Source organism: Shewanella atlantica, assembly GCF_003966265.1.
GTDB lineage: Bacteria > Pseudomonadota > Gammaproteobacteria > Enterobacterales > Shewanellaceae > Shewanella > Shewanella atlantica.
Genome location: NZ_RXNV01000006.1, coordinates 62295 through 82472, shown reverse-complemented (window position 1 = coordinate 82472; position 20178 = coordinate 62295). Strand labels below are relative to the sequence as shown.

The following is a 20178-nucleotide window of genomic DNA, read 5'->3' as shown; positions in this document are numbered from 1 at the left end:
GATAATCGTATATATGCTTATCCACATATTGTTGTCTTTTATTTTTAAGACGCATTTTCTGACATCAGTTTTCTGACATTAATTTTTTCACATTAGTTTTTTAGAGTAGTTTTTTGAGAGTAGCTTTTTGAGAGTACATATGACCGCATTAGATCTATTTAAAGCCCTGAGTGATGAAACCCGATTACGCAGTCTGCTCCTTATCCAGGCTGAGCAGGAGCTCTGCGTCTGTGAGTTAATGCAGGCGTTGGAAGAGAGCCAGCCAAAAGTTTCCAGGCATCTGGCTCAACTAAGAAAATTTGGCCTGCTTACTGACAGGCGTCAGGGCCAGTGGGTCTTTTATCGTTTGAACCCGACACTCCCGACATGGATCAATCGGGTTATCGACGAAACCTGCTCGGCTAATCGAGCCTTGATCGAGGAGGAGCTGTCCCGCTTAAATAAGATGGGTGACAGACCCGAGCGTGTTAAGAGTTGCAGTTAGAGTTGCGAGCCACGAGCTAAAAGCTCAAAGCTAAAAGCTACGGCTTAGGTCCACTAGGTGTAGGAGCGGCTTTAGCCGCGAAGCCTCAAGAAGCAGATAGCTATTAGCCTTAAGCCCTAAGCCGTAAGCCGTAAGCTTTAAGTAAGAGCCTGCTGACATTAGTGTCGCGAGATGAGATACAAGATTAAGAGAGATAGAAATTATGGGACTGTTTGAGCGTTATCTGAGTGTATGGGTTGGACTGGCAATTGTCCTTGGGGTGATCTTAGGTAACCTGATGCCGGATGTGTTTGCCCTCGTTGCCGCGGTTGAATACGCGCACGTAAATTTAGTCATTGCCGTGCTTATCTGGGTGATGATCTACCCTATGATGGTGCAGATAGACTTCGCGGCCGTCAAAGATGTGAGAAAAAGCCCTAAAGGCTTGGTACTGACGCTGGTGGTTAACTGGTTAATTAAACCATTTACCATGGCGCTGCTGGGTTGGCTGTTCTTTAAGGTATTGTTTGTCGAGTGGGTTGACCCACAAACGGCGACCGAATATATCGCCGGTATGATCTTACTCGGTGTTGCCCCCTGTACCGCCATGGTGTTTGTCTGGAGTCAGCTAACGAAGGGCGATCCCAACTATACCTTGGTGCAGGTATCTGTTAATGACCTTATCATGGTGGTTGCCTTCGCCCCTATCTGTGCCTTTTTGCTTGGGGTCAGTGATATTCAAGTGCCTTGGGAGACTCTGCTCTCGTCGGTATTTCTCTATGTGGTTCTGCCGTTAGTTGCCGGGGTATTGACCCGCAGGAAGCTGGAGTCCGATGGTGACCCCGAGTCCCTTGCCCGCTTTGTGGGTAACCTGAAGCCCTGGTCGATTGTAGGCCTGCTGGCGACGGTTGTCCTGCTGTTTGGCTTTCAGGCCGAGACTATCCTCAATGAGCCACAAAACATTCTGCTGATTGCCATTCCTCTGCTTATCCAGACCTACGGCATATTTTTTATCGCCTACTACGCGGCTAAAAAACTTAAGTTGTCCCATAAGGTGGCGGCTCCGGCTTGTATGATTGCGACCTCTAACTTTTTCGAGCTTGCGGTGGCGGTCGCCATCTCACTGTTTGGACTACACTCAGGGGCGGCATTGGCAACTGTTGTCGGGGTATTGGTAGAGGTACCCGTGATGCTGTCACTGGTGGCATTTGTCAATCGTCATAGAGCACAATTTGAAGATGACACAGCTGAACATACTGCGGTTTCATAAGCAGGGTGTCATAGATTGGCTAGCCAGGTTGAGAAGAGTCCGGCAGCGGAGAGCACGTCACACTCTGAACGCGAGAAGATAACATTTAAGGGTTTAATATGAGTATCAAGATAGGTATCAATGGTTTCGGCCGCATGGGACGCTTAGCGCTTCGCGCCGCCTGGGATTGGGATGATGTTGAGTTTGTGCAGATCAATGACCCCGCAGGTGATGCAGCGACACTGGCGCACCTGCTGACATTCGACTCGATTCATGGTCGCTGGCACCATGAGGCTACAGGTGAAGAGAGCGAAATACTTATCGGTGATAAACGCATCGCCACGACTCAAGATTCGCATATTGGCGACACCGACTGGTCCGGCTGCGATCTGGTTATCGAAGCCTCGGGTGTCATGAAAACTAAGGCACTACTGCAGGCCTATTTAGATCAGGGCGTGAAGCGGGTGGTGGTGACGGCTCCGGTCAAGGAGGAGGGAGTGTTGAATGTGGTCATGGGGGTAAATCATCATCTCTATGATAAGGCTATTCATCCAATTGTGACGGCTGCTTCCTGTACCACTAACTGTCTGGCACCTGTGGTAAAAGTGATACATGAAACGATTGGTATCAAGCATGGGTCCATGACTACTATCCATGACATCACCAATACTCAGACGATTCTCGATGCCCCCCATAAAGATCTGCGCCGTGCAAGGGCATGTGGCCTGAGCCTTATTCCAACCACTACCGGATCGGCAACCGCCATCACCCATATCTTCCCCGCGCTTAAGGGTAAGCTTAATGGCCACGCGGTGCGTGTACCGCTGGCAAATGCGTCGATAACCGACTGTGTATTCGAGCTGGAGCATGCCACTACAGAAGAGGAGATAAACGCCCTGCTTAAACAGGCCGCCGAGGGGGAGTTGAAAGGTATTCTGGGCTATGAGGAGCGACCATTGGTTTCAGTGGATTATAAGACCGACCCAAGATCCAGCATCATAGACGCGCCGTCGACCATGGTGGTTAACGGCACTCAGGTGAAGCTCTATGTCTGGTATGACAACGAGTGGGGCTATGCAAATCGCACGGCGGAACTCGCACGCATGGTCGGGCTCTCAGATAAAGGTTGAACGAGTTTTAAGTCGTAAGTAATAAGCCTTAAGCTCAAGACAGGGCGAAGAAAGCTACGATAGCGGCTTTTCGATTGTAGCTTTACAGGCTTAATTTTTTGCTCGAACCTCGAAACTACCCCCTCGAACTCAGGAGAGTTATGTTAGCCAGTATTAAGGCATTGCCGGAGCAGGTCAGACAATACTTGATCGTGACCGGTAACTACTGGGTGTTTACCCTCACCGATGGTGCGCTGCGTATGCTGGTGGTATTGCACTTTCATCAGCTCGGTTACTCGCCGCTGGCGATAGCCATGTTGTTTCTCTTCTATGAGATCTTCGGTGTCGTCACTAACTTAGTCGGTGGCTATCTGGGGGCGTGCCTAGGGCTGAATCGCACCATGAACCTGGGGCTTGGTATGCAAGTGCTCGCCCTGGCCATGCTGCTCGTGCCCACTTCTATGCTGACCATAGCCTGGGTCATGGCCGCACAGGGTCTGTCCGGTATAGCTAAAGATCTCAATAAGATGAGTGCCAAGAGCTCGATTAAGTTGCTGGTCACTTCTGGTCAGTACGGAAATGGTGAGCAGGAGAAACTCTATATATGGGTGGCACGCCTCACCGGTTCTAAGAATGCCCTCAAGGGGGCAGGCTTCTTCTTAGGTGGTGCATTGCTATCCTTATTCGGTTTCACCGGAGCCATTGGGATAATGGCCGCAGTACTCGTCCTGGTCTGGCTCTTTAGCATAGTGAAGCTTAAGAAAGACCTGGGTAAAGCCAAGATCAAACCTAAGTTCAGTGAAATTTTCTCCAAGAGTCGCAGCATCAACATCTTATCCGCCGCAAGACTGTTTCTGTTTGCGGCCAGAGATGTCTGGTTCGTGGTGGCTCTGCCGGTCTATCTGGCCAGTCAATTTGGCTGGGATCACTACTATGTAGGTGGCTTCCTGGCGCTGTGGGTGATCGCCTATGGCGGGATCCAGACGCTGGCCCCGCGAATTACCGGGAGCCGTCAGCGTAATATTGGAAGCCGTCAGCGTAATATAGGAGGCCTTCAGAATGATCACTCTAAGGTGCCCGATGGTCGTTCGGCGCTGCTCTGGGCGAGCTTATTAACTGCGATCCCGGCAGTGATCGCGCTCTTTATGAGTGCCTCTAGCTCGCCTCAGTTAGTCCTCATATCAGGTTTACTGCTCTTCGGCGGCGTGTTTGCAATTAACTCCTCCCTACACAGTTACCTGATTGTCAGCTATGCCAGCGACGATGGCGTGTCCCTCGATGTGGGATTCTATTATATGGCCAACGCCATGGGTCGTTTGTTGGGCACCATATTGTCAGGCTGGGTCTATCAGGTCGCGGGGCTGGAGGCCTGTTTGTGGATCTCATCGGTTTTCTTAGCCATGACTGTGGCGATTAGCGTCTACTTACCAAAGAGGTAGGCGGCCTTGGAATGAAGGCCGGTAGCGTTTTTTGTTTTTGCGTCTGGCAGGTTTGTTGAAGGTCGAACCTTCATGGGGATCTATCGCTTGCAGCGTGCTTATGTGTAAGTAATCTCTCGGTACGCTGTAAACCCATCCTTGGGCGCTCTGCGATTTCATCCCTGAAATCGAAGTCCTCGATCTCACTTCCACCGGATGACTTACAAAAAGTTTCTCTCTTCGATTATTTGAACTCTCGATTTTTCTAGGAAAAGTGGTAATTGCTTCATTGAAAGCATACTGATAGGTTACTAAAATCATTGTGAATAAGTTGTGCTCCGCGACCAGAACTACAGTATATGGAGTATTTGTCTTAATTCATGCTTAATAAGCTGTAGGTAGCTATGAAAGTATCACATTCAGAATATAAAGTTATTTCAGTGACTCGCTATTTAATTGTAATTTCATCTATATTCTTTGTTGTTGCCATTTCATTGTTTTTGTTGCCTTTTGATCAAGTGTGGCCAGTGATAACTTCACTATCATGGATCACCATAGTTACATTCAGTTTTACTTCTATCTTGAATGCCATAAAGGCAATTTATGTGTCTCAATATCCAGCGCCAAATACATATGTGTTGAGTAATTGGAGCGTACATAAAGGATCAAAGGCAATTACTTATGGCAAGGTTCTATTGATATTGTCTATTGTTATATTTGTATTTAGTTGTGCCGCAGTTATTTATCAATTGGGAGCATAATCTATCTAGAAAACACCTCAAAAACGGATGTAAAACGCTTGGTTTACGCTCGTTCCTCGCTAATTATAACCAAACATTATTGCACCGCTTAGGCGGGCAATATGGGCCATATCGAGCATAAGGTGGTTTGATGGTTTTGATTAGAAAGGCGGTTGAGAGTGATGCTCAAGCTGTTTATGATCTGAGAAGCCGGGCTATTCTTGAAGAGTGTTCGGGATATTATAGTGCGGAGCAACTATCACTTTGGACGAAAGGTGGCGTGTCAGAGAGTTTAATTACCGATATCGTAAACTCATTTTATGTCTCAGAGAGTGATGGGCAGGTAATAGGGAGTGGCAAGTTAACGATTGAAACCGGGATGCTAGATGCTATTTTCGTTGAGCCTGAGTTTTTCGGTAAAGGTGCTGCCAGATTGATGGTTGCCTTTCTTGAAAGCCTGGCTTTAGAGAAGGGGCTTAGTTCATTAAAACTTGAGTCTACGCTCAATGCGGCTTCATTCTATCGTCGATGCGGGTTTATAGGTGATGAGATCTCAACTTACCACTCACCGAGAGGCATAAGCTTAGATTGTGTTCCAATGCAAAAAACGTTGGAAACGAAAGAAAAGGGTTCTACAAGTTAGCAATGAACTTGTTTTCCATTTTTGGTTTAGGCTAAGTTAGCTAGCTTGTTGAAGCTTGTACCTTCATGGTTATGCAGCGAAATGCAAAATATGATCTAGCTAATAGCCTTAATGCGCATGCTTTTGAGCCAGTAAGTAGAGCCTTACTGAACCAAGACATCTCAACTCGGCTTAATTCGAATGCATTAAGCACATTCAGCCGCTAAATAAACCTTATTTTTACCTGAGAATTTCGCTCGATACAGCGCATCATCCGCTTGTTTCATCAGCCCTAATAAGGTTGTTGTATGTTCATTTAACGTTGCGACACCTAAACTAATGGTAAACTCGATAGTCACATCATCAAATTGAAAAAATTGTTCCTCTATGCTTTGTCTAAGTCGGTCTGCAATATTATAAGCTTCTGTTTGTGGGGTGTTTTCAAGCACAATTAAAAACTCTTCACCGCCGATCCTGCCCACTAAATCATGCTTCTTAAGCCATCTTCTGGCTCGTTTGGAGACCGCTTTTATCGCTAAATCACCGATATGATGTCCATAACGATCATTAATAGATTTAAAGTTATCAATATCAAACATAATTACTGACGCTGGTTGTTGCTTTTTAATGGTTTTCCCAATGATTTTTTGGCCTTTTTTGAAGGTATGTCCCCTATTGGCAAGCCCAGTTAAAAAGTCGGTTTGCGCACGCACTTTAAGCGTTCTACGTGAGATTAGTAAAAGTAGTACAATGCAAAATAGCACGGTGACGACAACAAAAAACAAACTCAACTTAAGCTCATTAATCCGCTCTTTATCTTTGACAGAAGCTAAACTCAACTCATTAATGGCTAAACGATTACCCAGCAGTTCATTTTCAAACTCAGCCAATGCAGAGTTATGATCGAGCGATGACCTGATCACCTCATTATCAATCACACTTTGGTTAATCTCTCTTTCTATATCTATCACTTGAAATAGCTTATTCAGAGCACTAACAGGGTCATGATCATCAAGTGCAATGATGGCATCAGCTTGGAGCAACATCGCTTTTTGGTTTGCAGCAAAGCTCTTATCTTGTTTAAAGATTCGCGCCATATCAGCGGCTTTTACAGCCTCACCACTTCGCATATAAGCTAGGCCTAAATAGAGGTAGTTACTGCTAATAAAATATTTTTCTTGAGTTGTATGATTAAGTGAAACAGCCTTTTCTAAATGAAAAACAGCCTTATCATAATCATACGTTCGCAATGCTACACGACCAGCATTTAAGTGCGAAAAAAACAACATATCATTATCGCCTGTAGATATGCCTGCCAAAGAAAATTGTGCTTTAACACTTTGATTTGCCTTATCCCAATGCCCTAGACTAATCGCCTCACTTAACATGTTGTATTGCATATTAAACATGTCTTCAATGTCATTAATGCTTTGCCATGTTTGATAAGCTTTTTCAAAACTGTCATAACCACGTCGATGTAGTCCAGCTTTGCGATATAAGCTACCTGTTGCGTTATAAATCAGCGCTTTACGGTTTGCATTAAGGTTGTTTTTATCGACAATGGCCATAGCTTCATCGAGCAAGGCAATCCCTTTAGGTATCGAAGTGGGTTCGATAAAGCAAAAAGCATTTTGAGTTAAGGTCTTAGCAAGTAATTCGGAATTGTGGTGTTGGCGAGCATAAACAAGGGCTTTTTTTCTATCGATGCAATATGCCGCTGGGTCGTTGGATTGCAAATATATCGCAAATGAACGTTCTAAATGACTATCGATAAGCACATCAGTAATCGGCAGGTATCTAACTAATTCAATGCCTTTGTCATAACTGTCGATTGATTGATCGAGTTGACGGGTTTTCTCATAAAGCTGGCCATAGAGAAAGTGCACTTTAGCTTGTTGCTCTGCTTCAAGTTTGCTGTTTTTTAGATCAAACTTATTCAACAACTCGATACCGTCAGCCGGGCTAACCGCTTTGGCTGCACGTTCTAATTCAGTTAACGTATCACTAGCAAATCCATTTGTACTAAAAACGAAAAGTACGCAGCCCAACCAAGTCAGCCACTTTTTCATCAGTAAAAAAAACATGTTTAGCCTCCAGCTAATACTCCTTTTGGAGTATATCGATTCTAGACCGACATGGTAATTATTTAAAGCTAAAACGTTGATTTAAAGTTACATTAATTGTAAGTGTGGTCAGAAAGATTGTTTGTTTTTAGTTAGCAACATATTGGCCCGTTTTTATTTTGTAATTAGTGCTTATAACAGTATAAAAAACTATATTTATGGGTTTGAGTACTGGTTTTAATTGATTTAATTTAGAAAGATGTACAGAAATTTACAGATTATTTGTTAGAAATTATTTTTGGATTAATCATTATCATCCTAACGATCAATGTATTGAAATATTGAAGGAGAAAGGACAAGCAAATACTTGTGAAATGCTTAAGTTATGAAAAGCTAGCAGTGATCACCTTGCAATGATTGAATGTGGTCACGTATGTGACAAAAAGCAGAGCTGTAGACATTCCGGAGTGCGGAATGTCTATGATTGCTATCAGCCGAAATAAACTGCCACAGTTATCTGTTTTCCCAAGGTTGAATCGCGTTGTCCCCTTTCCACTTAGTCGGACTGATCGCTTTTTCTTTTGCATGCTCAATACTAAGACGTCTGCGTGTCTCTTCGCCTATGTATTGACTGAATTCACCATTTAGATATTCGTGGAACAATCGTGGACCATCCCCTTTAGTCGCTACCCAGATATTCTTATCATTCGGGTATTTTTCAGCCTGACCTATACTGCCACTAGAAGTATCAGCGATATGGTAGACAGTATTGGATATGAGTACTAGCTGGTCAGAATTTATTTGATAAACATTTTCACGATACGCATATCGATTACCACGAGACCAAAGGTATTCTTGAGTACGCAGCTTATCGCTGTTAACTTTCCAAGCTCCACTCTTTATCGACCCATTTTCCTGTTTGTTGCTGTTTGGATTCAAGCGCCAAGATAAGCGTAAAAAGTATCCTTCCGGATAGAAAAATAGCTCATTGTATAATTGGTACCCTCCGCGAAGAACTTCGGGGAGTTTATTCAGTTCCGTTTGGGTTTGCTTCCATTGGTATCCGCCGTCAGTAATGGAATTAGAGTCCACAACAGGTGCTAAGTTTGCTGGTTGCTTAGTTTTCTCTGGTTCTTTTGTACTCTCTGGCGCAGCGACAGGCTCATGCTTCCCCTGTGAAGATGTTGGTTTGGTTGATATGTCCGGTGTCGCACTTGCTGGCAGATGTGATTCACTTTTAAAAGTTGTACCGGTGCTTGGGTCTGTATCATTTGTAAGAGGGGAGACTAGCTCAGTGGTTACCCCAATGTTATTAGTACTTACCCCGGTGGTGCTGGTAACTGCTGCAATTTTTTCAATATGTGATTTCTCTGAAATCGACGTGGCCTTTTCCTGTCTAGCATGCTCAATTACTTCACTAGGTTTCATAATGAGTGCCACATCGGTTTGATAGACGGTCTGTCCATAAGCATCTGGATGGACACCATCAATAATCCCGCTTAACCTACGGCAGCCACGTGGTAAGTTTGGGTTTCTGAGGGATTCATCAAAATAAAGGCTATAGACATTTCCAGCGTCAAAATCAGCCTTGAGGTTACAAACAAATTGACTGTCAGTTATTTCTGATGGTGTCTGAGATAATTCAACGTAGTTGGATGGTATAACGAAGGTAATTGTGTGACTGCCTGGCTCTAATTCTACTTCAACCAAACCGCTACGAAACTCTGCAACTCTTTGGTCATTGATGAAAAAAGCAGAGTAGACACCGCCATTTATAAATCGAGCATTACGCCATAAAAGTAATTTTGCTTTAGTACTGTCTAAGAGCGATGATTCACTTGCCCTAAATTCTTGCCCCATGTCTTTAGAAGCATTTACTGCGCAACCACCCATCATGGTTATGGCTATCCATATCATAATTAAGCGAGTTATTTTTGTCATTTTTGTCACCTAAAGTTATCTCTCCGTGGCTGAACATTATCGCTCAAATTTTAGCTATGTTATTGAGCTATCTACTGGTTACTTAATCCAAATCAAAAATACAGCGAGTTTATGAGGTCAGATCACACTTAAAATAAGTATTCGGTTGGGTGGATGCTCTTTAATCGAAACTTCTGGAGTTAGCAGGCACTTACTAATCTATTTTTTGTTAATCCACCTTAAGCAATACCAGTAGGCTTTCTCAACATTCCAAATCGAAGATAACAATCTCTACATCATTGTGGCTCTCATCGTGTCAGTTCGACTTTGACTTCACCACTTGGCACCACCTCAAAACTGGCTATAGATTATCCAAGTCTAGGGGCTGCCTTGTTTAGGTTTATCTGGTCTATTGGCTTCGTGGGGCGGGGAGTCGAAAGGTGTTAAAATAATACTGTTGTAGGAAGATCGAGGAGGTATCAGATTTCATACCTAATTGATCTGTAACCTGTAAACTCGCTTAATCCGGACATCAATGTGCTTGTTCAAGATGACTAAGCTTACGTGATTGGCCCAGCTAAGGCGCCCAAATATTCACAGGAGCAAGATATGAGTAAAGGTAAAAGTATTCGTAAAGAAGGCAAGAAACAGCCACAGAAAACGGCCAAAGAGAAACGTATGGCAAAACATGCGAAAAAGGAATCCAGAGGCCTGTTGGATAACGTAAAGTAATCCTCTCTTCTGCGACTCTCCATTCGCGAAACTCTTTTTTTAGTGAGGAGCGAGTGAGGAGTTCGTAAATAGTTATTGGAACGCTAGTTAAAAGCTAGCGAAGAGTCTCTGTTACTGTCTGCCGGCAATTGCCATGGCAAACATGGCAAACATGGCAAACATGGCAAACATGGCAAACATGGTAAATGTGGTAAATGTGGTAAATGTGGCAAATGTGAAAAGTCGAGTCGGGCTAACTTCGGGTTAGCCCTTCTGTTAGTCGCTTGTGCTCTCTCCAAATCAATCCTCCCCCAATTCAATCCTCTTAAGCTAAAGCATTAGACTTAACTTCATTTCTTCAAAATTTAGCTAACCGTTACGCATAAACTCCAATCGAAGAGATTATTCCCCTAGTGTAAACATGGCTGAGACCTTCGGTTTCATGGTGAGGTTTTACAGGGTGAAACTTTTCGAGCGATATCCATGCCTCTCGTTCATATACTCAGAAACCTAAGGTTTCTATTCACCGTGTCGAAGACGTGTTTGCACATCCAGATCGTTTATTGGCATCCTGCCACCACGACATTTATGCATCTCTGCATGGCACAAGCCGCAGGCTATAGGTAGTCATGAAGGCGAGACTTTCAATTATCCCTACCAATCAGCCACTAATGACAACTATCAACTATAACTATCAACCACAACTATCAAGCATAACTATTTACTACAAAAAATGGCAGAACCTTACTCTTGCTTTCATTTTGTACACTTTTCGTTGTACTCTGAGATGCAATCAACAAATTCCGGGCATTAGATCACGGAATGAATATAACAATAATGATAAAGCGTCGACGAGGTTTGAATGGAAGGAATTACTGAATTTGTAAGTATGATCAATGGCTTCGTTTGGGGTACCCCCATGCTGGTCATGATCTTGGGTGTGGGTCTGTTCCTCTCGGTTGGCTTGAAGTTGATGCCAATCCTGAAGCTGGGAACCGGCTTTAAACTGCTCTGGTCGGGTAGGATCCCCGATAAAGATAAGACCATGGAGGGGGAGATCAGCCCCTTTAACGCCTTAATGACCTCCCTCTCAGCCACTATCGGTACGGGTAATATCGCGGGTGTGGCTACCGCCATCTTTATCGGTGGACCGGGCGCGCTGTTTTGGATGTGGTGTACGGCGCTGGTCGGCATGGCAACCAAGTTTGCCGAGGCGGTATTGGCGGTGAAGTACCGTGAAGTAGATGATAATGGTAACCACATCGGTGGTCCCATGTATTACATCAAGAACGGTCTAGGAAGTAAGTGGGCCTGGTTGGGTACCGCTTTCGCGCTATTTGGCTCCTTTGCCGGTTTCGGTATCGGTAATACTGTGCAGTCGAATTCGGTTGCCGATGCACTGAGCAGTAACTTCGGCGTACCGACCTGGGTGACAGGTGTCGTTCTGATGGTGTTGGTAGGAGCTGTGCTGGTAGGTGGAATCAAGCGTATTGCCGATGTGGCCGGTAAGCTGGTTCCCTTGATGACGCTGTTTTATATTACTGCAGGCCTGGCCGTGTTGGCCGTTAATGCCGCCGCTATTCCTGATGCTATCGCTATGATAGTGCATAGCGCATTTAACCCGGTTGCGGCGCAAGGTGGCTTCGCCGGTGCTGCGGTTTGGGCAGCGATCCGTTTTGGTGTGGCCCGTGGTGTATTCTCGAATGAAGCGGGTCTGGGTAGTGCGCCGATCGCTCACGCCTCTGCTCAGACCAATAATCCAGTGGCTCAAGGCTTAGTTGCCATGTTGGGTACATTTATCGATACCCTAATTGTCTGTAGTATTACCGGTCTGGCGATTATCGTATCGGGAGCCTGGACATCGGGTGAGAATGGCGCTGCACTAACCTCGCTTGCCTTCTCGACGGCCCTGCCAATGGGGAACTACGTCGTTGCCGTAGCCCTGTCAGTTTTTGCCTTTACGACTATCTTAGGTTGGAGCGTCTACAGTGAGAAGTGTGTCCAGTATCTGTTGGGTGTTAAAGCCGTCAAGCCTTTCAGAGTGCTTTGGATAATAGTGGTGCCGCTGGGCGCCGTGAGTTCACTGGACTTCATCTGGTTACTGGCCGATACATTGAACGCTATGATGGCTATTCCTAACCTTATCGCGCTGGCGCTGCTAAGCCCTGTGGTGTTTAGTCTGACCCGTGAATATTTTATCAAGAAGCGTGAAGATGAAGCCAAGGCGAAAGCCGAGGCCTAAAAGTTAACTGTTATCTGGTTTAATAAAGAGTAAAAGCGCCGCGAGGCGCTTTTTTATTGTCTGAAAATCGGGTCGTTTATTGAGTATTCACGAGGCGATGCTACTACCTATTAATATGGAGTCGATAAGCCGTAGTGCATCGAAGCGCATGTTACTTATCTCGTCTTCGCGAAGCACGACGGCTTGGATGATCTTTATTAAAGGGGGGCAATGTTTAGTTTATCCATTAAGCCTGTTTAGGCATGATCTGGGAGGGAAACATAAAGTGTCGCAGGAGTAGGATATATGGATCATAGACTCGCTATTACTCACAGTATCTAAAGTCTCTTGTTATCGAGATGTAATGTTTTTTTGTTTTCCGTCATTGCTCTTCAAATATTCAGACAATATGACTCTGATCTGATTGGGTGTAGCTCCAGCTCCAGCTCATATATGGTCACGTTATAACGTATTTTAGGCTAGGTTTGTAACATCTTGGTGGAAGGTGCTCTGGTTGAAGATCAAGATAATTGATAGGTAGTGGCTCACCTCAAAATGTGTTTGATATTATATCTCTTTTTCTGTTTCTTTCGGCTAAAGCTATTTAAATCATGCCTTTGTGTTGAGTGTTATACCAGAAATCACTTCTCACCATAGTCCATGTCAGTGATGTTAAAAGTAATTCCCCGCAAATTTTATTAATCCCCTTGCTTATAACTGCAACAGCCGTACCACTTAATTGCTTTTTTTCTCGCCAGAGTGCCATTTACTGAATCTTGATATCTTCATCACATATACGTTCGAAATCACACCTATGGGTAACTGAAACGCAACATTTAAATGATCTAGATCAAAACTATCGACTAACTTCGGATTTAGAGTAAAGACTCTAATTTAGAGTAAATGCTCTAAGTTAGAGCTTTAACTCTAATGTAATTTAAGAGTTTGTTTAAATAAACATTTTAATTGAATGTTTGCGCTGCTGAAGGGTAAACGTTCTGAATCGATAGATAACTCGTACCTGGAGGCATTATGGACATTCCTGTCTGGCAATATGTCGTTTCGATGACTGGATATATTGTGTTTTTGCTCGTTTTGGTGGAAGGCATGCGCCGTGCACCAAGAATGACAGCCGCATTTTGGCTGCTGTCCCTTTTAACTGCGCCTCTATGGGCAGACAACCTTGATGGATGGTTCCGTTGGGTTAAGACGGTCAGCGTTCTTATCCCCACTGCTATTGTCGTAGGTGGCGCCAGAATTGCCTGGCTATACCATGATAACCCAAACAAATTCCTCGCGTTTTTCCGCGGTGACTGGGTGTTGAAAGTGCTCTACATGGTACTTTTCCTCAATATTGCTGAAGCGACGGCTAAAGATTTCGCCACCGCCAACTACTTCAACGCTATCTGTGGTGTCATCTTATGTATCACGATTCCGTTCCCACGTTATAAGAACGGTAAGCGTCTGTACTGGGTGATAGGCCGTGATAAGCCTAATGACCTGTTGTTCTATTCAACTGCGGCATGGAACTTCCTCTACACCACCTGGAACCTGGCATTCGTATTCGGTGAGAACCCAGGCTTCTTCGCCAGCTCATTCTGTATCCTGATGGCTGCTGAGCTTTACCCAATCATCAAGGGGCGTCCCGAGCTTTATATCATCGCTCGAGTCTACACCCTGGCGTTCCACATTCTTGTTCGTGCAAACGGCGACATCTTCACTCCGATTATGGACTCTTCGAGTTGGGCCAGCGACAGCGTGGTCTACTACTGGGGGGCGATTAACCTGGCTATGCATATTCCGTTCGTTATCTGGTACTTCAAGACTAAGAATAAGAGTGAAACCAACGAACCTCCATTTGGAGAGAAGTCTCCACCACCGCTCATCTCAGATTATTCAGACACCAAGTTGAATGACGAGAGCAAGCTAACTACAGCCTGATCGAAAGGTCACATCGGATACCTAATGGGTAGGTATCCGATACCAAATTCATAGAGAGAGTAGTTGATATGAAACTCAGGGCGAGAAGTATCTATACCGCGATGCTGGCGTTATTGATGATGTGTTGGGGGTCAGTTGCAATGGCCGAACCCATACAGAGTCAAGATGGCGGAGCCGACAAACTTCAGGGCGAGGTATGGCAAGGTACCCGTGATGGTAAACCCGGCGAAGGTAGCCTGTTTTATCGATTGGAGTTCAATGCAGACAATAATGTTGAGGTAACCAAGCAGTCTGGTGGCTTTAACAAGACAGAGACTCAGAAGTGGAGTCTCAATGGTGACTCGGTAATGATCGAGAGTCTCACCGGTGACGAAATCACCGACTTCGATGGCGCATCCATGGCGTTTGTCGATAGTGAGGAGATACGTTTCTCCCTCGATGGTGACGGCTTCAATATTCACAAGTGGTACAAGTACCGTGCATTCGCTCACGTCCTTTTTGTACTCATTGGTTTGATGGCACTGAACGAGCTTTGCCGCCACTTCAAGTGGAGTAACTATGTCTTATGGTTCGCTCTGCCGATTGTATTAATTCCATTATGGTCAAGCTATGAGATCTCTTACTGGTTTAAGTGGGTCAAGCTCTACTCGGTTGTCGGCGCGGCGGCACTGTTTACGCTGATCCGTTTTACCAAGGTTGGGGATATGAAGTGGGCCAAGTTTGGTGCCGGAGCCTTCCTTGCAATCAATATCTCAGAAGCGGTAATGCAAGACTTTAGCATGGGCAATATGGCTAACATTCTTAACGCTATCGGTGGTGTGCTCTCAATTATCACCTTAGCCGGTTGGGCAATGATCCATGCCGATAAGAGTAAGCAGCAAGATATGATCTGGCCTGCTATGACTACCTTCTGGATTATCGCCTATGACGTCTGGAATATCGTATTTGTCTATCTGAACTTCCCGGGCTCAGCTACCGCTCAGATGATGGTTCTGATTGCAGCGACCCTGCCTTCACTCTTTATTAAGAAAGGCACCTGGTTACAGGCGCGTGCATTCACCCTGGCGGGTTCATTCATGTACTACTTCAGCTGTCCGTTTATGTACGAAAGCAACGTAGTGCCTATGCCACGTAACGATGAGCTGATGTTGGCGGCTGGTGCAGCCAGTTTCATCATCAACGGCATCTATGCCTACGTCTTCTTCAGTAAGAAATTCAGACAGCGTCAGGCGGTAGCCAGCGCATAAAGATTAACCATAGCCAGTGCTGTCGGTAGACCAACCGATGGCGCTGAGAGGGGCAACCCTCAGAGTAAACCCGTTTGGACGATACACTGTTTTTTAAAATAATTTATTAAAAATATTATAAATATGATGGAGTTACTATGAAAAAGCGTATTCTTAGCATTGCTATTCTTGCTTCAATGACATCAGGTTTAACCTATGCGGCCGATGACGCCGATATCGATATGTCGAACCCAACCGACGTATACACCTCTATCGGTGCTTCATACGGTAGTGAAGGTGCCAACCTCAAGGGACAGTTGATGCTGTCTGAAAAGACCGCAAATTCTGGCCAGAAGACAGGCATCATTTTCGAAGCCAAAAATATCTTGAATGAAGGGGATAAGTCTCCTCAGTTCACTGGCATGGTGCAGCATCCTGAATATGGTATGGTGCCGACATTTAACGATGAAACCAGCAAGCGTTCATATCGTCTTCGTTACGGTACCATCAATACTACTAACGGTACTGGTTGGTCTATCGATGCGATTTTGGCTGATCATCCTTTCTACGGCAGCATGGCCGTAGTTCAAGCCGGTCCGGTAATGACGATTCCTGTAACCGATAACTTCTATATCTGGCCTATCTTGTACGCAGGTGGTGTTGTTATTGAAGATAATATGTCACAAATTCTTCCACCTGACATGGCGGGAAGTACTGCAGTATCGAGTAGTGGCATCGACGTTCCTTCATTGATTCTGACCGGTATGGTCTATGCGCGTTATGCCTTCAACGATAACTTTTGGGCACTGCTAAGCACTTCATATACAGAGGAGATACAAGGTAAATCCTGGAGCGATGACATCATGGATGGTGGACTACAGATGGCGAGCTTCTCCGGTGAGATCTCGGTGGCCTACCAGATGAACAAGCGTCAAAACGTACGTGTTAACTATAAGACTGATAACAGCGATAGCACCGATGATAGCTACTGGATTGAGTATAACCACGCGTTCTAATTACTCATCAATCAGTTTTGATACTGCCGATGCATTGCCTGCATCCATGTATTGGCAGTTTTATCTATTGTTAATTATTAATACTTTATCAGGAGTCTTACATGATTAAACGTGCACTCGTACTCGGTACTATGCTCTTTGCCTGTGGCAACGCAGTCGCTGGCAGCGAGATCTCCGGCGTAAACCTTCCCGACAGCATCACCTTGCAGGATAAGGTGCTTAGCTTTAATGGCGCAGGCGTTCGCAGTAAGTTTTTTATCGACCTCTATGTGGGTTCTCTTTTCACCGTAGGTCAGGTCGATCAGGCCTCGAAGGTTATCGATAGCGATCAACCTGCGGCAATTCGTCTGAATATCACCTCAGGTATGATCACATCGGAGAAGATGACCGATGCCATGAATGAAGGCTTCGATCGTGCGACAGATGGCGATCCTGCTTCGATCCAGGAGAGTATCACAGAGTTTATCGCAACCTTTGAAGAGCCAATTAAAGAGGGAGATCAATTTACCCTGCTGAGCGTGCCCGGTGAAGGGGTCATCAGCTATAAAAATGGTAAGCAGTTGTCTGTGACTCGTGGCGAAACCTTCCGTAAGGCCGTTATGGCCATCTGGTTAGGTAAGAACCCGACAGATAAAGGCCTGAAAGAGGATATGCTTGAAGGCTAAAGTATTGAGAGACCACCTTATTCAGGGTTGAAAAGGTGTTTCATGGCGATGGGGAGTTTCTGTGTCCCCCAGCTGCTCATCTGCCATGAAAGTCTCTTAAATAGTCTCACTTTTCATCGTGATTTGTTTGTGCTCATTACGGGGTAAAAGCCCGGAGGATATGGTGATATGACGCCACTGGCAATTTGGCGGGCGATGTTTATGCCCCAATCTCATCAATGGCGAGCGGAGCAGTTACGCTTCGTCGATACCTTGATGTTCTTTACCTTACTCTCACTTTTTACCGGCCTCTATAGCCTTTTCAAATGGCTGCAACACGATCACACTCTCCTTATCTATACCTCATTTCTTCTTATCGGCGCCGAGCTTTTAGCCGGGGCGATAGTGCGCTTTGCCCGTATGCCGGTGTTGGCTCTTAACGTCGGTTTTTTTGGCATGGTGATACATGCACTGAATATGATCTATCAGGGAGGAGGGGTATTGAGCTCGACTCAAACCCTGTGGATCCCGGTGTTGATCATCTCTTTTTTTCTTACTGCTAAGCTCTTGATGGCAACGCTCTGGAGCCTTGGGGTTATTCTTTTCTCGTCATGGATGGTGGCGAATGCACTGAATGGCATCGCTATGCCTCAGATGGCGCTTTCACCGTCCGCGCTGGCAACCGAGACCTGGTCGGGGCTATTAATGCCGCTGCTGGTCATCGTGGTCGCCCAAGGCTTTACCGCTAAACAACGCAACAAGGCGATGAACGCCGCAGAGAAGGCACAATTTGACACCTTAGCTACGGCCGAAAGGGCTCAACTGGGAGAGTTGCAGCTATCTGAGGTGTTAGACAAGGCGGGTGATAATGCGGGTCAACTCTCTGTGGTGGCCGATGAGCTTGAGAGTCAGTCGCTGGATCTGCATCAACAGGTCAATAACCTCAATCAAAACTGTGAGTCTCAGGCGAGTGCGGCCGAACAGATGAGCCAGCAGCTTTTAAGAATGACATCGGACATGGAGCAATCTGAGCGCTTCGTGACAGAGATGAGAGCGCGCAGCGAGGTGATTAACCGCCAGGCGCAGAGCAGTGCCGAATCGCTGGCAGCGTCAACCGATGCGATCGATAAAATATTAATCAGTAATGAAAAAATCATGTCGGTAGCGGGCTTAATCACCTCGGTAGCGGATCAGACCAACCTTCTGGCCTTGAATGCTGCTATCGAGGCGGCCAGAGCCGGGGAGCACGGGCGAGGCTTCGCCGTCGTCGCCGAGCAGGTGCGTGAACTGTCGGCAAAGAGTAATGCATCGGCTGTGGAAATTAGGGCCTTGCTGGATCTCAGTAAACAGGAGGTCAACCATGGTCAGGTGGTGATACAGGCGACGGCCACCGAGCTGTCCGGCATCATAGAGCAGGTAAGTGAGACGGTCACAGACGTCAATCAGTTGGCCGATACCATGGTGCATCAGGTTCAGGCGGTGCAGGAGTTGAATTCGGCCAGCGCCGAGGTGGCCAACAGTGTGGTGCAGACTAATCAGGTATCTGAGTCGGTAGCGACTCAGGGTCAACAGCTTACGGAGCAGGTCGACACATTGAAGACCCTTGCCAACGGTCTCAGGCTCGCCATGCTCTCTAAGACCGAGGCATAGACAAACGAATTTTTACGTCATTCCGTAAAGTGAGGAGCGAATTTATCCGGGTACTAAGGCTTGCTAGTGGCTGAGGAGCCGGGATACTCGTTCTTCGCTTCCGGGATCTTCGCCCGACGCGCCAATTCGTGTTACACCCGGCGTGTGTCCGGTCCAGAGTTTGTAGGCACGAAAAAAGACTCTGGCATCACTGAAGCCCAGTTGCAGTGCTATCTCATCCATAGATAGTTCACTGCAGGTGAGCCAGTAATCTGCCATCTCATGGCGGATCTGATCCAGTAACGTCTGGTAACTGCTCCCCTGTTTAATTAAGTGTCTTTGCAGACTCCTGCCGGCCATATGCAGGTGGCTGCCAACCAGCTCCCGTTGAATTTTCCCCTGGGGCAGGAGTTGGCGTATTACTCTGGCGGTTTTTAACTCCAGATCGTCGACATCACCGATGTTATTCAACCTTAAGTTGGCGCTTATCTTTAACTGACTCAATCGTTTCAGGTTTCCACCGGGAAGTGAGCGGCTCAGTAGCGCCTTGTCTATCACTATGGCGTTATCCTTTTGAGCGAAATGCACCGGGCAGCCGAAGAGCTGTTCATATTGTTTCACTTCGGCCTGGGAGGGCTTATCCCTTTGCAGCTGAATAGCTCGCGGCCTTGCCTGATTGTCCGCGAGCAGGAAACGGGCAAAGTTGACCCAGGAGGCGAGCACATTATCGATAAGATGAGGGATCACCAGCGGGTGACTGTATTGGCAGTGCCAGACCATCTTGATGCCGTCGCTATGCTCTCTGATTTCGGTGACCCCCATGTCTCCGACCAACTTCTCTAATGGCATCGCCTCCTTCAAAGCCTGAGACAGATCCGTCGAATGAAGACCTATCTGGCCTAAGATATAGAATCGATCCGGCTGGATAAATCGGGCGCTATAGAGACCAAAAAGTGGATGTTTCGACTGCTCGATAAGATAGTGGAGCAGATGCTGGAACTGCTCACCGCTGAGCCTGCCATCGACTTTATAAAGCTGCGATAGTTCGATGTCTGCACGCACTAATGCAGCAGAGACGTCAATTTTACAGTGCCTGCCCGCTTGCAAAAACTGCTGTACCGGGGGAATTGAGGTTGTCCCTAACGAGCGGTTAGCCTGTCTCTTTATCATAAAATTTACTCATATTTGTCCATATTTGTCACTGAC

At 46.0% G+C, this 20178-nt stretch carries 15 protein-coding genes; 12 read left to right on the top strand and 3 right to left on the bottom strand.

All coding sequences use genetic code 11. The features are described 5' to 3' along the window. Nucleotides 1-139 precede the first annotated feature (139 nt). The 5 genes from EKG39_RS14225 to EKG39_RS14205 all read left to right on the top strand — a co-directional run bounded on the left by EKG39_RS14225 (nucleotide 140) and on the right by EKG39_RS14205 (nucleotide 5622). Nucleotides 140-484: a metalloregulator ArsR/SmtB family transcription factor gene (locus EKG39_RS14225; protein ID WP_126506416.1), complete on the top strand. Its 345-nt coding sequence runs from the start codon at nucleotides 140-142 to the stop codon at nucleotides 482-484. 202 nt (nucleotides 485-686) lie between these two features. Then, nucleotides 687-1733 carry an ACR3 family arsenite efflux transporter gene (gene arsB, locus EKG39_RS14220; protein WP_126506415.1) on the top strand — a complete coding sequence of 349 codons (1047 nt, stop codon included), beginning with the start codon at nucleotides 687-689 and terminating at the stop codon, nucleotides 1731-1733. Nucleotides 1734-1831: 98 nt separating this feature from the next. Beyond that, entirely contained in the window at nucleotides 1832-2842 is a 1011-nt protein-coding gene (locus EKG39_RS14215) for an ArsJ-associated glyceraldehyde-3-phosphate dehydrogenase (RefSeq protein WP_126506414.1), read from the top strand. Between the two features lie 140 nt (nucleotides 2843-2982). Then, nucleotides 2983-4260 (top strand): organoarsenical effux MFS transporter ArsJ, encoded by a 1278-nt coding sequence (gene arsJ / locus EKG39_RS14210; protein WP_126506413.1) that lies wholly within the window; start codon nucleotides 2983-2985, stop codon nucleotides 4258-4260. Nucleotides 4261-5130: 870 nt separating this feature from the next. After that, on the top strand, nucleotides 5131-5622 hold the full coding sequence (locus EKG39_RS14205; RefSeq protein WP_126506412.1) for a GNAT family N-acetyltransferase: 492 nt from the start codon (nucleotides 5131-5133) through the stop codon (nucleotides 5620-5622). A 185-nt stretch (nucleotides 5623-5807) separates the two neighbouring features. Here the strand turns inward: EKG39_RS14205 and EKG39_RS14200 are convergent, their stop codons facing one another. After that, on the bottom strand, nucleotides 5808-7685 hold the full coding sequence (locus EKG39_RS14200; protein WP_126506411.1) for a GGDEF domain-containing protein: 1878 nt from the start codon (nucleotides 7683-7685) through the stop codon (nucleotides 5808-5810). Nucleotides 7686-8177: 492 nt separating this feature from the next. Next, the gene (locus EKG39_RS14195; protein WP_126506410.1) at nucleotides 8178-9605 is read right to left on the bottom strand and encodes a hypothetical protein; all 1428 of its coding nucleotides are present in this window, start codon (nucleotides 9603-9605) and stop codon (nucleotides 8178-8180) included. Between the two features lie 588 nt (nucleotides 9606-10193). On the opposite strand from EKG39_RS14195, the gene EKG39_RS23755 reads away from it, so the two are divergent. The 7 genes from EKG39_RS23755 (at nucleotide 10194) to EKG39_RS14160 (ending at nucleotide 18993) form a co-directional block, all read left to right on the top strand. Further along, nucleotides 10194-10316, top strand: coding sequence for a hypothetical protein (locus EKG39_RS23755; protein WP_012140932.1), 123 nt, complete (start codon nucleotides 10194-10196; stop codon nucleotides 10314-10316). Between the two features lie 841 nt (nucleotides 10317-11157). After that, nucleotides 11158-12537 (top strand): alanine/glycine:cation symporter family protein, encoded by a 1380-nt coding sequence (locus tag EKG39_RS14185; protein ID WP_126506408.1) that lies wholly within the window; start codon nucleotides 11158-11160, stop codon nucleotides 12535-12537. A 1011-nt stretch (nucleotides 12538-13548) separates the two neighbouring features. Next, nucleotides 13549-14457, top strand: a complete 909-nt coding sequence (locus EKG39_RS14180; protein WP_126506407.1) for a hypothetical protein — start codon at nucleotides 13549-13551, stop codon at nucleotides 14455-14457. Between the two features lie 68 nt (nucleotides 14458-14525). Then, the gene (locus tag EKG39_RS14175; RefSeq protein ID WP_246028504.1) at nucleotides 14526-15704 is read left to right on the top strand and encodes a DUF5692 family protein; all 1179 of its coding nucleotides are present in this window, start codon (nucleotides 14526-14528) and stop codon (nucleotides 15702-15704) included. Between the two features lie 137 nt (nucleotides 15705-15841). After that, nucleotides 15842-16699, top strand: a complete 858-nt coding sequence (locus EKG39_RS14170) for a hypothetical protein (RefSeq protein WP_126506406.1) — start codon at nucleotides 15842-15844, stop codon at nucleotides 16697-16699. A 101-nt stretch (nucleotides 16700-16800) separates the two neighbouring features. Next, entirely contained in the window at nucleotides 16801-17364 is a 564-nt protein-coding gene (locus tag EKG39_RS14165) for a chalcone isomerase family protein (RefSeq protein WP_126506405.1), read from the top strand. Nucleotides 17365-17532: 168 nt separating this feature from the next. Beyond that, entirely contained in the window at nucleotides 17533-18993 is a 1461-nt protein-coding gene (locus EKG39_RS14160; protein ID WP_126506404.1) for a methyl-accepting chemotaxis protein, read from the top strand. Between the two features lie 63 nt (nucleotides 18994-19056). Here EKG39_RS14160 and EKG39_RS14155 read toward each other — a convergent pair whose 3' ends face one another. Beyond that, nucleotides 19057-20142: an AraC family transcriptional regulator gene (locus EKG39_RS14155; RefSeq protein WP_126506403.1), complete on the bottom strand. Its 1086-nt coding sequence runs from the start codon at nucleotides 20140-20142 to the stop codon at nucleotides 19057-19059. Between the last annotated feature and the right edge of the window lie 36 nt (nucleotides 20143-20178).

Coding starts and splice junctions, on each gene's coding strand:
- EKG39_RS14225 (WP_126506416.1), top strand. CDS start 140: ATGACCGCATTAGATCTATTTAAAGCCCTGAGTGATGAAACCCGATTA.
- arsB (WP_126506415.1), top strand. CDS start 687: ATGGGACTGTTTGAGCGTTATCTGAGTGTATGGGTTGGACTGGCAATT.
- EKG39_RS14215 (WP_126506414.1), top strand. CDS start 1,832: ATGAGTATCAAGATAGGTATCAATGGTTTCGGCCGCATGGGACGCTTA.
- arsJ (WP_126506413.1), top strand. CDS start 2,983: ATGTTAGCCAGTATTAAGGCATTGCCGGAGCAGGTCAGACAATACTTG.
- EKG39_RS14205 (WP_126506412.1), top strand. CDS start 5,131: ATGGTTTTGATTAGAAAGGCGGTTGAGAGTGATGCTCAAGCTGTTTAT.
- EKG39_RS14200 (WP_126506411.1), bottom strand. CDS start 7,685: ATGTTTTTTTTACTGATGAAAAAGTGGCTGACTTGGTTGGGCTGCGTA.
- EKG39_RS14195 (WP_126506410.1), bottom strand. CDS start 9,605: ATGACAAAAATAACTCGCTTAATTATGATATGGATAGCCATAACCATG.
- EKG39_RS23755 (WP_012140932.1), top strand. CDS start 10,194: ATGAGTAAAGGTAAAAGTATTCGTAAAGAAGGCAAGAAACAGCCACAG.
- EKG39_RS14185 (WP_126506408.1), top strand. CDS start 11,158: ATGGAAGGAATTACTGAATTTGTAAGTATGATCAATGGCTTCGTTTGG.
- EKG39_RS14180 (WP_126506407.1), top strand. CDS start 13,549: ATGGACATTCCTGTCTGGCAATATGTCGTTTCGATGACTGGATATATT.
- EKG39_RS14175 (WP_246028504.1), top strand. CDS start 14,526: ATGAAACTCAGGGCGAGAAGTATCTATACCGCGATGCTGGCGTTATTG.
- EKG39_RS14170 (WP_126506406.1), top strand. CDS start 15,842: ATGAAAAAGCGTATTCTTAGCATTGCTATTCTTGCTTCAATGACATCA.
- EKG39_RS14165 (WP_126506405.1), top strand. CDS start 16,801: ATGATTAAACGTGCACTCGTACTCGGTACTATGCTCTTTGCCTGTGGC.
- EKG39_RS14160 (WP_126506404.1), top strand. CDS start 17,533: ATGACGCCACTGGCAATTTGGCGGGCGATGTTTATGCCCCAATCTCAT.
- EKG39_RS14155 (WP_126506403.1), bottom strand. CDS start 20,142: ATGATAAAGAGACAGGCTAACCGCTCGTTAGGGACAACCTCAATTCCC.